General features: G+C 42.8%; 15 protein-coding genes, 4 tRNA genes and 2 other RNA genes. 1 reads left to right on the forward strand and 20 read right to left on the reverse strand.

Features of this window, described 5'->3' with window-relative positions; translation table 11 throughout:
- Positions 1 to 130: 130 nt before the first annotated feature.
- The 3 genes from nadA to AM629_RS25045 form a co-directional block, all read right to left on the reverse strand.
- Entirely contained in the window at positions 131 to 1,183 is a 1,053-nt protein-coding gene (gene nadA / locus AM629_RS18830; RefSeq protein ID WP_054481023.1) for a quinolinate synthase NadA, read from the reverse strand.
- A gap of 785 nt (positions 1,184 to 1,968) precedes the next feature.
- Complete coding sequence (locus AM629_RS18835) at positions 1,969 to 2,883, reverse strand: tail fiber protein (protein ID WP_054481024.1); 915 nt, start codon at positions 2,881 to 2,883, stop codon at positions 1,969 to 1,971.
- A 391-nt stretch (positions 2,884 to 3,274) separates the two neighbouring features.
- Entirely contained in the window at positions 3,275 to 3,406 is a 132-nt protein-coding gene (locus tag AM629_RS25045) for a hypothetical protein (protein ID WP_262500065.1), read from the reverse strand.
- A 410-nt stretch (positions 3,407 to 3,816) separates the two neighbouring features.
- Here AM629_RS25045 and AM629_RS18840 point away from each other — a divergent pair, with 410 nt between their 5' ends.
- A complete protein-coding gene (locus AM629_RS18840; protein ID WP_054481026.1) occupies positions 3,817 to 4,668 on the forward strand; it encodes an aminoglycoside 6-adenylyltransferase in 852 nt (283 codons plus the stop codon).
- A 197-nt stretch (positions 4,669 to 4,865) separates the two neighbouring features.
- On the opposite strand, the gene AM629_RS18845 is transcribed toward AM629_RS18840, so the two are convergent.
- From AM629_RS18845 to cydA, 17 genes are all read right to left on the reverse strand, one after another.
- Positions 4,866 to 4,924, reverse strand: a tRNA-Lys gene (locus tag AM629_RS18845).
- Positions 4,925 to 4,966: 42 nt separating this feature from the next.
- Positions 4,967 to 5,096: non-coding RNA, RtT sRNA (locus tag AM629_RS22630), on the reverse strand.
- Positions 5,097 to 5,141: 45 nt separating this feature from the next.
- Positions 5,142 to 5,274, reverse strand: a non-coding RNA gene (locus AM629_RS23655) — RtT sRNA.
- A 42-nt stretch (positions 5,275 to 5,316) separates the two neighbouring features.
- Positions 5,317 to 5,456 (reverse strand) — tRNA-Lys (locus AM629_RS23660).
- Positions 5,457 to 5,492: 36 nt separating this feature from the next.
- Positions 5,493 to 5,568: transfer RNA gene (locus tag AM629_RS18860), tRNA-Lys, on the reverse strand.
- Positions 5,569 to 5,604: 36 nt separating this feature from the next.
- Positions 5,605 to 5,680: transfer RNA gene (locus tag AM629_RS18865), tRNA-Lys, on the reverse strand.
- 147 nt (positions 5,681 to 5,827) lie between these two features.
- Positions 5,828 to 6,595, reverse strand: a complete 768-nt coding sequence (cpoB, locus tag AM629_RS18870; RefSeq protein ID WP_054481028.1) for a cell division protein CpoB — start codon at positions 6,593 to 6,595, stop codon at positions 5,828 to 5,830.
- Positions 6,596 to 6,604: 9 nt separating this feature from the next.
- Complete coding sequence (gene pal / locus AM629_RS18875) at positions 6,605 to 7,105, reverse strand: peptidoglycan-associated lipoprotein Pal (RefSeq protein ID WP_054481031.1); 501 nt, start codon at positions 7,103 to 7,105, stop codon at positions 6,605 to 6,607.
- Between the two features lie 42 nt (positions 7,106 to 7,147).
- On the reverse strand, positions 7,148 to 8,440 hold the full coding sequence (gene tolB, locus AM629_RS18880) for a Tol-Pal system beta propeller repeat protein TolB (RefSeq protein ID WP_054481033.1): 1,293 nt from the start codon (positions 8,438 to 8,440) through the stop codon (positions 7,148 to 7,150).
- A gap of 255 nt (positions 8,441 to 8,695) precedes the next feature.
- A complete protein-coding gene (gene tolA / locus AM629_RS18885) occupies positions 8,696 to 9,736 on the reverse strand; it encodes a cell envelope integrity protein TolA (RefSeq protein WP_054481035.1) in 1,041 nt (346 codons plus the stop codon).
- Positions 9,737 to 9,780: 44 nt separating this feature from the next.
- Positions 9,781 to 10,206 carry a colicin uptake protein TolR gene (tolR, locus tag AM629_RS18890; RefSeq protein WP_015835089.1) on the reverse strand — a complete coding sequence of 142 codons (426 nt, stop codon included), beginning with the start codon at positions 10,204 to 10,206 and terminating at the stop codon, positions 9,781 to 9,783.
- A 14-nt stretch (positions 10,207 to 10,220) separates the two neighbouring features.
- Positions 10,221 to 10,916 (reverse strand): Tol-Pal system protein TolQ, encoded by a 696-nt coding sequence (tolQ, locus tag AM629_RS18895; RefSeq protein ID WP_054481037.1) that lies wholly within the window; start codon positions 10,914 to 10,916, stop codon positions 10,221 to 10,223.
- Complete coding sequence (ybgC, locus tag AM629_RS18900) at positions 10,913 to 11,317, reverse strand: tol-pal system-associated acyl-CoA thioesterase (protein WP_054481039.1); 405 nt, start codon at positions 11,315 to 11,317, stop codon at positions 10,913 to 10,915. Before ybgC ends, tolQ begins: the two co-directional genes overlap by 4 nt.
- A 116-nt stretch (positions 11,318 to 11,433) precedes the next feature.
- Positions 11,434 to 11,703 carry a cyd operon protein YbgE gene (gene ybgE, locus AM629_RS18905; protein WP_054481041.1) on the reverse strand — a complete coding sequence of 90 codons (270 nt, stop codon included), beginning with the start codon at positions 11,701 to 11,703 and terminating at the stop codon, positions 11,434 to 11,436.
- Positions 11,703 to 11,819: a cytochrome bd-I oxidase subunit CydX gene (cydX, locus tag AM629_RS22635; protein ID WP_072161942.1), complete on the reverse strand. Its 117-nt coding sequence runs from the start codon at positions 11,817 to 11,819 to the stop codon at positions 11,703 to 11,705. Before cydX ends, ybgE begins: the two co-directional genes overlap by 1 nt.
- Before the next feature lie 12 nt (positions 11,820 to 11,831).
- Complete coding sequence (cydB, locus tag AM629_RS18910) at positions 11,832 to 12,971, reverse strand: cytochrome d ubiquinol oxidase subunit II (protein WP_054481043.1); 1,140 nt, start codon at positions 12,969 to 12,971, stop codon at positions 11,832 to 11,834.
- 15 nt (positions 12,972 to 12,986) lie between these two features.
- A complete protein-coding gene (gene cydA / locus AM629_RS18915) occupies positions 12,987 to 14,555 on the reverse strand; it encodes a cytochrome ubiquinol oxidase subunit I (RefSeq protein WP_054481045.1) in 1,569 nt (522 codons plus the stop codon).
- Positions 14,556 to 15,116 lie beyond the last annotated feature (561 nt).

Here is a 15,116-nt window from a genome sequence, read left to right on the forward strand (position 1 = left end):
CACGAGTGGTGTCGTGAAGACGTTCAAGTTTGATTTTTTGTTCTGATGTAATAAATATTTTCATAGCGAGGATAATGATCTCCATTTCGGATAAAATCAAGCATCTTCAATGATTACGGGTATATACCCATTATTTGATTTTCCATCTTAACTGAGTTGCAAAATCAAGCATCCTATTTAAAGGAATAAGCGCCTTTTCACGTAATCCTCCTTCAACAAATATTTCATGCTGACTCCCCCCCTGCTCCAATCCCTGAACAATAGACTGTAACCCATTCATTGCCATCCACGGGCAATGAGCGCAACTACGGCAACTTGCCCCTTCTCCAGCGGTAGGCGCTGCAAATAATTGCTTCTCAGGGCATGCTTGCTGCATTTTATAGAAAATACCTTGATCTGTTGCCACAATCAGTTTCTGATGCGGCAAAGACTGCGCTGATTTAATTAACTGACTGGTCGAACCAACAGCATCAGCCAAATCAATAACGGCTTGTGGTGATTCAGGATGAACCAATACCGCAGCATCGGGATATAAACCTTGCATCCTGATCAAAGACTGAGTTTTAAATTCATCATGGACAATACAAGCCCCCTGCCAACAAAGAACATCCGCTCCTGTTTGCTTACGGACATAATTCCCCAAATGCCGATCCGGCGCCCAAATTATTTTTTCGCCCTGACTGTCTAAATGATCTATCAACTCAACAGCAATACTTGAAGTCACAACCCAATCAGCCCGTGCCTTAACCGCAGCTGATGTATTTGCATAAACCACCACGGTACGATCAGGATTGTTATCACAAAACTTAGAGAACTCTTTTTCAGGGCAACCCAGATCCAGTGAACATTCAGCTTCCAGCGTTGGCATTAAAACCCGCTTTTCAGGATTGAGAATTTTGGCGGTTTCTCCCATAAATCGTACACCAGCCACTAATAAAGTAGCCGCTGGATGATTATTACCAAAACGCGCCATTTCCAGCGAATCTGCTACACATCCACCGGTTTCTTCAGCCAAAGCCTGAATCTCTGGATCGGTGTAATAGTGCGCAACCATAACTGCATCCTGCTGTCTTAAAAGCTGTTTGATTTTTTCACGGCAGTATTTCTTTTCTTCAGTACTGAGAAAAGCGGGCTTCGGTGGGAATGGATAAATGGTTGAATTAAAATCAATATACTCACTCATTACTTTAGCCTCTATTTAGTATATGGTTTCAAAATCGATAACTTTGGTTTTTAGTCCGAAAATACTCCCAACTTTGTTTAATATACTAAACAAAATGACCGATTTATAGTCATTTATCGAAAAATATTTTATTTGTGGCAGATTTAACTCAACAAATGCACTTTTTATAATTACACGCAATCGAAACTCATTAACCATTGCCAAAGAGTTGAAAACAAATCGATATAAAAAATAATATTCTTTGAATAGCACAATATTTTAGAGTTTTCTTGCTGTTATTTTACGAAGCAAACCATAAAAAATAGCATAATAAAAAAATGGATAAAACAGTTAATATGGCATGATGATGATTAAGTTTAATAAAATGCAGACGAAAAAAAGTGGTAAAAATAACGGTTAAAAATTCACATCAATTAAATTCAGAAGTTAAAAAAATGACTTTTCATAATAGTTTTAAATATGCCCATTATAAAACCATCAGTAAAAAAATAACAAACAAAAATCAATTTTATTAAAACTTATGTTCCATATAGAAAGACAAATAAAGATATAAATAAGTTAATCAGAAAATTTATTTTCAAAAATAACTGGCTCTAATAACGTTTTAAACTTTTTCATAAAACAATTAGATCTTCAAACAAATGATTTAATATAATACGACTTAGTATTCACAAAGCTAAACATGGCATATAATGGCACATTACCCTTTCTCTGTTTTCAGAATAAAAAAATAAAGCCGGACTAACCGGCTTTATTCTTACTTCAAGTTGCTTCGGCCACTAAAATTATGCCGCCCTTACAACGTAGTTAAATGCGATATTACGGGGCCTATTTTCGTGAGCAGTTGGGACTTGTCTTGATGCATCAATGTCAAAAAATGTAAGATCAGTACTACTACCGCCATTTGCTGAACGTGTTTCTCGCGTACCATATCGCAACGATGCCATGACCCCATTCACGATAGGCGTCTGGGGAAGGCCAGCCATCTGAGCATGTACAGCTTGAGTTGTCCCTGTAATATTTCTGATTGCATCTCCCTGCCAAGACAAAAGCCCACGACCACTATCAACGCCTCGATTATCATCCCATCCGCGGATAAATTCTCCTCTTAAATCAGGTAATCTACCGCTAGGATAAGCTTCCGCCAACTTCGGATATTGTAATTTATTAAAAGGTGAACCATTACAAATGAAATAACCGATAGGTGGATAGGACAACGGCCACGGAATAGGGGAACCAGCAGGAATTTCACTGGTAGATTTAATCCGGTTATCTATCTCTTCACGGGGATAAGTATACTCACGTAATGAATTTATTTCTTTCTGAACGAGCTGTTGCGTCACTGCCAATGTGTCACTATTACCCATCACATTTGTCAGCTGAACAACACCTTTTTGGGTTAATGAAGCACTGGGAATATCTGTTGTAATTTTTTGTTCTAATGCTTTATTTAATTGAGTGGTCAGATTGGCTATATTTCCATCATCAATAACATCATTGCCAGATCGTGTCGCGATAAAATCAGCGACGACAGAGGATATGGTTGATGACTGACGTAACACCTTATTTAACAAGTGTGTGGAAATATTATCTGGAGGAAATCCAGTCTGCAAGCTCTGGTTTCCTTCATATTTTTCTTGACTGACTACATTCGCATTATCACTAATAGAAAAAGCCTTAAAATCATTTTTAGAACTCATATACACTCCTTAAATTAAATAATATTCTTTTATAATCAACACATTAAAAGATTGAAAAAAAACTTCAATAATTCATATCAATCACAGTCTAGTTCAGAAAAATAACAATAGAGTGTTCTTATTACTTATAAGGTTAACCGTTTTTGTATCATTGGCAGTAATATACCCTTCATCTTTCAAGCTGCTGCTTTGTTGGCTACGTTCACTTGCCACCGCACTGCAACTTGAAATCTATTGGGTATAAATAGTTAAACATTTGAGAATCTAAAATACATCCTCAATTTATATTTAATATCTGTAAATTATTTTTCTCTTATTCTTTCTATCTCATCCTATAACTTTTTCTGTTTTAAATTCCAAACTGAATATTCTGGCATTTAGACAAAAACATCTAAGCGGCAATGCTCAGGAATATCATAGGATTCCCTACCTTTGTAGAAAAACGCGCATTGTTATTATCGATACCCTTAAGTTGCCAGTTCTGAAAACGTGTCGGTAAATGAAAGTGCTGAGATACCATCATACACACCTCATTCCATACCTACTCTATAGCTTGTGATATTGTAGTTAATATATTTCACCCATAAAACAACCGCAGTTAAGCGATATAATACTTGCCACAGTCCCATGACGGGATTAAGGTGACTGTGATGAAAATAATATCCATTGCATCATCGAAAACGTTCTGAGAAAAACACCCAGATGCAAAACAACCACTAAAGGCTTGGTTTGACGAGGCAAAAAATGCCTCATGGAACCGGCTACTTATCGAAAAATCCACACAATTTTGTTTTATATACTAAACAAAGTAACCAATTTATAACAATTTGTCGCGGAGTATTTTACCTGTTATAAGTTATTACATTACCTGCTAATTTATGAGATTAGCCTCACTCATCAATCATTACTAAAGTTAAATAGGAACTTCATATAATGGAAGACCCGGTAATCCTTCTGGAAAAAATCCTGACTTTTGCCCATAACGATCCCCGTATTGATACAGTTATCCAAACAGGTTCCCGTGCCAGAAATGCACGTGTAGATAAATTCTCAGATCTAGATATAGAACTGATTGGTTCAGGAACAGATGAATTAATAGGCAACGATTTATGGTTTAAGCAGTTGGGTGATGTTATGGTTGCATTGCATCTGGCTAATGAAAAAGAGGATGAACCAGATTGGCCAACTTGTCTGGTCGTTTTTAACGGCGGTCGTAAGGTGGATTTCACACTGGCAAGTGTTAAACGCCTGAAAGATATGAAACAAAGAGGCTTGGATGAACTTTATCAACGCGGCTATAAGATCCTCCTTGATAAGACTGGCCTTACAAACGGACTTCCTGAAATCACTCACCAATTGACTAAATCACATATTCCATCATCAACAGAGTTTAATGAAAACCTGCACGAGTTCTGGTTCGAGGCAACACAAGTGCCTGTTTATATCACTCGTGGTGATTTATGGCCTGCAAGAGTGAGGGATAATGAGATGAAAGACTTATTGCTGGCAATGATGGAGTGGTACGTCTCGATAAAAAGTGATGGAAAGACGGACGTCTGGTACAACGGCCATCATTTGCATGAATGGCTGCCTGAGAAGTTCAGCAAACATATTCAAGGGATTTTTAGCAGTTATGGCAAAGAAGAAGCGATACGAGCATTGCTGGAAACCACAGAGCTTTATACGGAGATTTCTGCTGAAGTGGCAGAAATGAAGGGGTTTGAGTTCGATAGTGAGCTACCCAGTAAAGTCAGGAAGCATATTATGCAAGTTTGTTATGGTTAATCTCATACAGTTACGATCAAGGAAGTAGTTATTCAGTGGAACGATGAAGAGAATACAGAACAAAGTGACCCGGTACCACCCATCGAAATGTCAGTCAGTATCGCTTCGCCCTTATATGGACTCCCCTGAACGATCAACAGATTTTACACGGGTATAGATGGCCTTCGGGCCAACGCTGTCGCGTTGTTGTCTCGCTTCGCTCGGCTCGAACCTGCAACCCATTGATTAAAAGTCAACGGCTCTGCCGACTGCGCTAATGACCTATTCAGGGAATTTGTTTTTGACCGAAGCTTTAAGATGGTGGGTCGTGCAGGATGACTCGGCCTACGGCCTCGCCCTTCGGGCCAACGCTGTTGCGTTGTTGTCTCGCTTCGCTCGGCTCGAACCTGCGACCCATTGATTAAAAGTCAACGGCTTTGCCGACTGCGCTAATGACCTATTCAGGGAATTTGTTTTTGAATGAAGCTTCAAGATGGTGGGTCGTGCAGGATGACTCGGCCTACGGCCTCGCCCTTCGGGCCAACGCTGTTGCGTTGTTGTCTCGCTTCGCTCGGCTCGAACCTGCGACCCATTGATTAAAAGTCAACGGCTCTGCCGACTACGCTAATGACCTATTCAGGGAATTTGTTTTTGAATGAAGCTTTAAGATGGTGGGTCGTGCAGGATGACTCGGCCTACGGCCTCGCCCTTCGGGCCAACGCTGTCGCGTTGTTGTCTCGCTTCGCTCGGCTCGAACCTGCAACCCATTGATTAAAAGTCAACTACTCTACCGACTGAGCTAACGACCCATCCAAGGGAATTTGTTTTTGAATGAAGCTTCAAGATGGTGGGTCGTGCAGGATTCGAACCTGCGACCAATTGATTAAAAGTCAACTGCTCTACCGACTGAGCTAACGACCCATCCAAGGGAATTTGTTTTTGACCGAAGCTTTAAGATGGTGGGTCGTGCAGGATTCGAACCTGCGACCAATTGATTAAAAGTCAACTGCTCTACCGACTGAGCTAACGACCCATCTTGTGACTTCTCTCGGCAACGGCGGCATATATTACTGATTTTTCAGAACAACGCAACGGTTATTTTTTCAAATTACGTTTAAATGCTTACCAAGCACTCAATCAACCCCGAAAACGTGTTAATACGCCCTTCCGGGGCCAATAATTACAGCGTAGAAAGCTTTTTTTCAGCCAGTTTAGCTGCGTTCGAACCAGGATATTGCTTCATAACCTGCTGGTAAACAGATCTCGCTTTATCCTTCTGACCCTTGTCCTGCATGATTAAACCAACTTTGTAAAGCGATTCACCACTCTTCTGTGACTTCGGGTACTCTTTTACTACCGTAGCAAAGTAGTAAGCAGCTTCGTCTTTCTTACCCTTGTTATAGTGAAGTTGTCCTAACCAGTAGTTAGCATTAGGTATATAACTCGACTTCGGGTAATTCTTTACAAAACTCTGAAAAGAAATAATCGCTTTATCATATTCTTTGGTATTCACTGCCAAGTGAACAGCTGCATCATAATCGCCTTTCTCGCTGCCAGTGCTGACAGTTGAAGACGCTCGATTGCCACTATTACTTGCAGTTGGAGAAGGCGGGGCCGCCGTAGGCTTACTGTCTGAGGAACCTGTAGCACCTTCCAGTTGCTGATAAATGTCTTTCTGCCGCTCTATCACTTGATTAAGCTGATACTGGTTCTCCTGTATCTGACCACGGAGCATGTCAATATCACGCTGAGAATCGGCGAGTTGTTGTTGAAGCTGAGTTAACAGTTGGCTGTGAGCGTTGGAAATACGCTCTAATTGGGTAAGGCGCTCATCGGTAGAACCTGAGCCGACATTACTGATTGGCGCTTGGGCAATAGCGGCCCAAGGAACCGCTACGCCAACCAGTAACGACAGACCCAAAAAATGATGTCTGAAGTTACTGTTCATGAACTACTCTTAATATGCCAGTACTGCGCGACGGTTTTTCGCATAAGCCGTTTCGTCATGACCCAGTACAGCAGGTTTTTCTTTACCGTAAGAGACGATAGAGATTTGCTCACCGGAAACACCTTTGCCTTGCAGGTACATTTTCACTGCATTAGCACGGCGTTCACCTAATGCGATGTTGTACTCAGGAGTACCACGTTCGTCAGCATGACCTTCTACAACAACTTTATAAGATGGGTTGCTGCGCAGGAATGCTGCGTGAGCGTCTAACAGCTGAGAAAAATCTGAGCTGATGTCGTATTTGTCAAAACCAAAATATACGATGTTGTTGTTTTGCAGCTCTTGCATTTGCTGACGAGCTAATTCCTCTGCTGACAGACCCGCATTAGTTTCGTTAACAGTGCCTACACCAGTCTGATCGTTATCAGCATTTTTGTTAGAACTACACGCTGCTACAGCCATAACTGGTAAAGCTAACATCAGCCCTTTTAGCACTTTGTTCAGTTGCATCTCTTTGATCCTTTTAAAGTTTGCCATACATATTATTATGCATCACAGATACGGCGACCAAGCAGGGAATTTTACCTGCCCATCAGTCGCCGGAAGACGCGCTTTGAAACGCCCGTCAGTCGAAACTAGCTGCAATACAGTCCCCAACCCTTGGGTGGAGCTATAAATCACCATAGTGCCGTTAGGTGCGATACTCGGCGTTTCATCCAGGAACGTGTCCGTCAAAATTTGAACGGCTCCCGTTGCCAGATCTTGTTTAGCAATGTGCTGCTTACCACTCTCTGAGCTGACCATTACCACAAAATTACCCTCTGCACTAACATCAGCATCCTGGTTTTGTGTGCCTTCCCAAGTGAGGCGTTGCGGAGCACCGCCATTGATATTGATTTTATATAACTGTGGACGACCACCCTGGTCAGAGGTATAAACCAATGTCTGGTTATCCGGCATCCAACTTGGCTCAGTATTGTTACTGCGACCATCCGTAACCTGATGGATCTGCGCTGAACCCAAATCCATCACGTAAAGATTCAAACTACCCGATTTAGACAGAGCAAAGGCCAGTTTGCTGCCATCAGGCGAAAATGCAGGTGCTCCATTATGACGCGGGAATGAAGCAATCTGGCGTACCTCACCACTCGCCAAGGTCTGAATCACTAAGGCAGAGCGACCACTTTCAAAAGTGACATAAGCCAGCTTAGCACCATCAGGAGACCACGCCGGTGACATCAGTGGCTCTGGTGAACGGTGAACAGTGAACTGGTTGTAACCATCGTAATCCGATACCCGCAGTTCATACGGATATTTGCCGCCATTGGTCTTTACAATATAAGCCAGACGGGTACGGAATGCGCCTTTGATGCCAGTCAGTTTTTCAAATACTTCATCACTGGCTGTATGCGCAGCATAACGCAACCACTGTTTCGTTACTTTAAACTGATTCTGGGCAAGCACTGTGCCTGGAGCACCCGCAGTATCAACCAATTGATAAGAGATCAAGAAACTACCATCTGCACTTGGCTGAATCTGTCCAACAACAACAGCATCAATACCTAGCGCTGACCATGCAGCAGGCGTCACCTCAGATGCAGTCGTTGGTTGCTGTGGCATACGGCTAGCATCAATAGGATTAAATTTACCACTGTTGCGAAGATCGGCTCCAACGATGGTTCCTATCTCTTCAGGCGCATTGCCAGCCCCAGTCCATTTAAATGGCACAATGCCAATAGGACGAGCAGAATCGACCCCTTGAGTGATTTCAATACGAACTTCTGCATGAGCCACCGTGACCCATAACATCAAAATACTCAGCATTACTTTAAAAGCCTGCTTCATCATGTCTCCCTTATCGCGATGGAATCGCCGCAATAATTCGCGGATATTAACAAACGTTAACAAACAAAACTAGATATACCCGTTATCTTTCAAGTTGCCTCTTTGTTGGCTGCACTTGTTCATTCCGGCCACATAGTTAGCTATGCTCCCGGGGATTCATTCCCTTGCCGTCGCGAAGCATCTTGAAATCCATAAGGTATAGCTTAATAACATTGAATGGTTTTGTTTGTTATTAATAATCTCTATATAACAACCTTATTGAGGTTTAAAATGAACCGGAGCATTTTTAAACTCTTCGTAAACCTCTCTGCTTGGTGGTTTCGGAATTTTCGCTTGTTTAGCAGCCGCTACCGCTGCCTGACACAACGCCTGATCTCCCTCTTCTGGTTTTACATCAATTAATAAGCCATCAGGAGCAAGCTTAATCCGTAATGTACAGGTACGCCCACGATACATGTCCGCATCGTAAAACTTATTCTGTATCGCTATCTGGATCTGCCCCAGATAGTTATTAATGTCGGCATTTGAAGCGCCACTTTTCTTACTGCCCCCTTTACCCGCGGCAGAAGCTCCCCCTTGTTGTTTCGGCGTATTGGAAGTTAAGCCACCCAATAAATCATCAACTTCACTTGCCTGTTTGGCAGCTTGTGCAGCGGCTTTTTTCTTGGCATCCGCTTCGGCCTTAGCTTTAGCCTTTGCATCTGCTTCCGCTTTGGCCTTTGCTTCAGCCTCCGCTTTAACTTTTGCTTCTTCTGCCGCTTTTTGTTTAGCCACAACAGCTTCAGCTTCTTTTTTAGCTTCAGCTTCGGCTTTCTTCTGCATTTCAGCCTGCTCTTTAATCAGCCTTTCTTTTTCAGTTTTAGCTTTGGCCGCCGCTTCTTCTGCCAGTTTTTGCTCTTCACGGGCTTTTTTCGCTGCTTCCTCAGCTTGCTTTTTCTGTTCTTCCGCAGCCTGTTGCACTTTAATTCGTTCTTCTTCTACCGCTTTCAGACGCTCCTGCTCTTCCGCCTGTTTTTCTCTTAATTCAGTTGCTTGCTGCTCCGCTTTCTTCTTGCGTAATTCTTCTGCACGTTTAGCGTCGGCCTGCTGCTGTTGGTGCTGATTGTATTGTTGTACTACCGCATTCGGATCGACCATAACAGCATCAATAATAGAACCATCCTGTCCGCCACCACCCATTTCGGTTTTTTGCGTCAGGGAACCCCAAATAAGCAACCCTATCAAAATGATATGTAACACAACCGAAACGATAACGGCGCGATTTAGCTTATTGTTTTGTCCGCTTGTCTTTCCCACGCTCGATATCCAAAATCTTTAAATGACAGCAATTTTGACCAAACTCAGATAGGCTGAGTCATTAAGCCAACGGATTTCACACCTGCCCGATGCAACATATTCAATGCCTTAATAATCTCATCGTAAGGCACCTCTTTTGAACCACCAATCAAAAAAACGGTCTTCGGGTTCTCTTTTATCCGCGCCTGTGCTTCGGCAATAATCTGCGGCTCAGGTAATAATTCCAATCGTTCATGGTTAACCACCATGGTGTACTGACCAACACCAGAAACTTCCACTATTACCGGCGGGTTGTCCGAACTAGAAACCGTTTTGGAATCTACCGCATCAGGTAGATCAACTTCTACGCTTTGAGTGATAATCGGTGCTGTTGCCATAAAAATAAGCAATAGCACCAGCAATACGTCCAGTAAGGGAACGATATTGATTTCGGATTTCAGCTCACGCTTGCGACTACGAGTGCGCGCCATAGCCTCTCCCCTTACTATTTGTTCTCAGCTTTATTTTCAACAGCGAAAGCCTGACGATGCAAAATAGCCAGAAACTCTTCCATAAAGTTATCGTAATTTTGCTCCAGCTTATTAACCCGCTGATTCAGGCGGTTGTACGCCATAACTGCCGGAATCGCCGCAAACAGACCAATCGCCGTTGCAATCAACGCTTCTGCAATACCCGGCGCGACCATTTGAAGAGTGGCCTGTTTTACCGCACCTAACGCGATAAACGCATGCATAATTCCCCAAACGGTACCAAACAAACCGATATATGGACTAATTGAGCCAACCGTACCCAAGAATGGAATATGGCTTTCCAACGTTTCTAATTCACGGTTCATAGAAATACGCATTGCCCGTGAAGCACCGGTCACCACGGCTTCTGGAACATGATTATTTGCATGGTGCAAACGAGCAAATTCTTTGAAACCAGAATAAAAGATTTGTTCCGTTCCACCTAATGAATCTCGACGAGACTGACTTTCCTTATACAAGCGTGATAATTCAATACCCGACCAGAATTTGTCTTCAAATGCTTCCGCTTCACGGGTTGCGGCATTGAGAATTTTGGTCCTTTGAATAATGATCGCCCATGAAGCAATGGAAAAGCAGATCAAAATAAGCATGATCAGCTGTACCAAAAGGCCCGCTTTCAGGAATAAATCAAGAATATTCATGTCAGTCACTGCTTAAACTCCGCGACAATAGACTTTGGAAGCGCAATCGGCTTCATTTGAGATGCATTCACGCAAGCAACTAACACTTCTGCGCTGTTAAGAACTTTTCCGTTACTATCAACAATCCGTTGAATAAATGTCAAAGATGCTCTACGAATATCCGTAATTTCACTCTGCACCTCCAACAGATCATCAAGCCGAGCTGGGGCATGGTAATCAACCACTATCCGCCGGACAACAAATGCAATTTGTTCATCAAGTAAATGCAGTTGATGAATGCCATGCTGACGTAGCATCTCTGTACGTGCTCTTTCATAAAAGGCGACATAACGGGCGTTATAAACTACCCCACCAGCATCTGTATCTTCGTAATAAACACGGACGGGCCAACGGAATAACGTATTACTCACTTTCAATCCTATATAAGGCGAATTAACGCTGCCACTATACTCAAGACAATGCGGCTTTGGAATAATGCGCCAATAAAAATTTTATGGGCTAAATAACCCATAATATGCAGAGCTGGCTAACAGAAGAATTGGCACAAGCCCCAAATTAAAATTAAAAATGCCGGTAGAGGGCAGAAAAAGATACGCCAGACGATACTTCTTGGATGAAAACCTATCCCGAAAGTAACACCTGTGCATACAGCCCATATCAGCAAAATACCTTGCCAAATGTGCAATGAGCTAGTATTGGCTGCAAAACGCGCAGCAGGCGCCCAAAATACACAACAAGCAACCACCAATGCCAGAATAAGGATAAGGCCCCTTATAGAGCCTTTATCCATCAACATTACTTTTCGCCATTTTCAGCAGCTTTTTCTGCTTCATTATGTTCAAGCGCTAAGGCAGCAATTATAGCGAAACTACAAGCCAAGAGCGTTCCGAGTATCCAGGCAAAATACCACATGCTTTATGCTCCTTAGTACAATGAATGTTTGTTATCTTCAATAAAGCTTTTGTCCAAACGCCCGAACATTTTGTAGTAACACCAAATGGTATATCCCAAAACGATGGGAACAAAAATCAATGCAACCACAGACATAACACGCAGTGTCATCAAGCTTGAAGTCGCGTCCCACATTGTCAGGCTGACATTAGGATCAGTGATTGAAGGCATCACAAATGGGAACATCGTCACACCGCAGGTCAAAATGATGCATGTAACTGTCAGTGAAGAAAACAGGAAAGCCCATCCAGCTTTATTCATGCGGGTCATCAGCATAGTCAGCAAAGGAGAGACAACACCCAATGCAGGTAAAGTCCACAGCCACGAATAATTATTGAAGTTAGTCAACCAGGCACCAGCCTGATGGGAAACTTCTTTATGTAATGGATTAGACTGAGCCATAGTATCCAGACCACCCGTCACAACATAACCATCGATACCATAAATCAGCCATACACCTGCTAGCAGGAAAGCTACCATAGTCACCAGCGCACATATATATGTTGCCACACGGGAACGCAGACGCAGCTCACCAGTAGTACGCATTTGCAGATAAGTTGCGCCCTGAGTCACAATCATCATCAGGCTGATCACCCCGGCCAATAGGCCATACGGGTTCAGCAATCCAAAAAAGGAGCCGGCATAGAACAAACGTAACTGGGAATCAACGTTAAACGGCACGCCTTGCAAAAGGTTCCCGAATGCAACACCGATAACCAATGGCGGCACAAAACTGCCGACAAATATTGCCCAATCCCACATGTTACGCCACTTGCGATTTTCCAGTTTTGAACGGTAATCAAAACCCACCGGGCGAAAGAATAATGCGGATAACACCAGAATCATGGCAACATAGAAGCCTGAAAACGCAGCGGCATAAACCATCGGCCAAGCTGCGAACAGTGCTCCACCAGCAGTAATTAACCAAACCTGATTACCGTCCCAGTGTGGTGCCACTGAGTTAATCATGATGCGGCGCTCAGTATCATTTTTACCAATGATTCGTAACAGGATACCCACTCCCATGTCGAAACCATCAGTTACTGCAAAACCGATTAGCAACACACCAATCAGCAGCCACCATATAAATCGTAGTACTTCATAATCAAACATAAGTGGACTCCCGTTTTACTGAGCATCATGTGCTGAAGTTGTTTTCTGTTCAAAGTGGTAACGGCCAGTATTCAGGCTACTTGGACCACGACGTGCGAATTTGAACATCAAAAACATTTCTGCGATCAGGAACAAGGTGTAAAGACCACAAATCAGTGCCATCGAGAATAGGATATCGCTGGCTGCCAAGTTAGAGCTCGCTACAGCGGTTGGTAAAACCTCACCAATTGCCCAAGGCTGACGGCCATACTCAGCCACAAACCAACCTGACTCTATGGCGATCCATGGCAATGGGATACTGTACAGCGCTGCGCGCAGTAACCATTTTTGCTTACCAATACGGCCACGGATAACACTCCAAAATGCCAGACCAATCAACAGTAACATCAGAAAACCAGCAGCAACCATAATACGGAATGCAAAATACAGTGGAGCAACACGAGGAATTGAATCCTTCGCAGCGGCCTTAATTTGCTCTTCGCTGGCATCAGTCACCTGGCTGGTATAGCGTTTCAGCAACATGCCATAACCAAGGTCTTGTTTGTTTTCATTGAATGCAGTACGAACCGTCGGGTCTGTATTACCTGCACGCAATTCTTCTAACAATGCATAAGCTTTTATCCCATTACGAATACGCAGCTCATGCTGATCCATGAGATCACGCAAACCAATTACCGGGGTATCAACGGAACGAGTAGCAATCAGCCCCATAAGGTAAGGGATCTGAATTGCATATTTGTTTTCCATTTTGTCCTGATCCGGGATACCTATCAGTGTAAAGGCTGCCGGTGGTGGCTGAGTTTCCCATTCGGCTTCAATTGCAGCCAGCTTGGTTTTCTGTACGTCACCCATTTCGTAACCGGATTCATCACCCAGCACAATAACAGACAACACAGCGGCAATACCAAAACTTGCAGCAATCGCAAATGAACGTTTAGCAAATGGAATATCACGGCCTTTAAGCAGGTAGTAAGAACTGACACCAAGAACGAAGATCGCCCCCGTCACATAACCTGCGGCAACGGTATGAACAAATTTCACCTGAGCCACTGGGTTCAGTACCAGTTCAGCGAAACTCACCATTTCCATACGCATGGTTTCAAAGTTGAAGTCAGAAGCAATCGGGTTTTGCATCCAACCATTAGCAACCAGAATCCAAAGAGCAGAGAAGTTAGACCCTAGTGCAACCAACCAGGTTACCGCCAAATGTTGCTTTTTACTGAGACGATCCCAACCGAAGAAGAACAGACCTACGAATGTGGACTCCAGGAAAAACGCCATCAGACCTTCGATCGCCAGAGGGGCGCCAAAAATGTCACCGACGTAGTGAGAGAAGTATGACCAGTTAGTTCCAAACTGAAACTCCATGGTCAACCCTGTTGCAACACCCAGAGCAAAGTTAATACCAAATAACTTGCCCCAGAATTTTGTCATATCTTTGTAAATTTGTTTACCGGAAAGCACATATACCGTTTCCATAATCGCCAGCAAAAACGCCATACCGAGCGTTAGTGGAACGAACAGGAAGTGATACATTGCAGTTAAGGCAAACTGTAATCGTGACAGTTCGACAATATCAAACATCTTGACTCCTTGCTCCTAGCAGGAAGGCATCGACTTGCAGCAACCTGGCTTCGTAATAAGAACCTGTCTCAAGGCACTAAAACAAAAGCCTTATATACCCGTTATCTTTCAAGTTGCCTCTTTGTTGGCTGCCCTCACTCACCCCAGTCACATAGTTCTCTATGCTCCCGGGATTCGCTCCCTTGCCGTCGCGATACATCTTGAAATCCATTGGGTATAACTACCAGCAATAAATGCCTATAAAATAACAACTTATTACCAAGTAAATTAAAAACATAATTAGACTAATAGTATAGTACGCTTATATTCCCATACAATAAATAGGTTTTACGTGATTCAGATTAGAATTCCGAATATGGATCAAAAATTTCGGTTATTACTTAATGAAAATGAATTTGATCAGGATCAATTTAAGCAAATTAAAAAAATAATGCTATAGGTAATAACCTGATTTTAGTCACTTATTTCTGGCTAGTGTTAACTACTTTGTCTATTATTTCATTTTGGTTGATATATTGTTAAAAATTTGTTTATTTAGATAGTCATTGATTTCTATATTGC

This window comes from Photorhabdus heterorhabditis (assembly GCF_001280945.1).
Classification (GTDB): domain Bacteria; phylum Pseudomonadota; class Gammaproteobacteria; order Enterobacterales; family Enterobacteriaceae; genus Photorhabdus; species Photorhabdus heterorhabditis.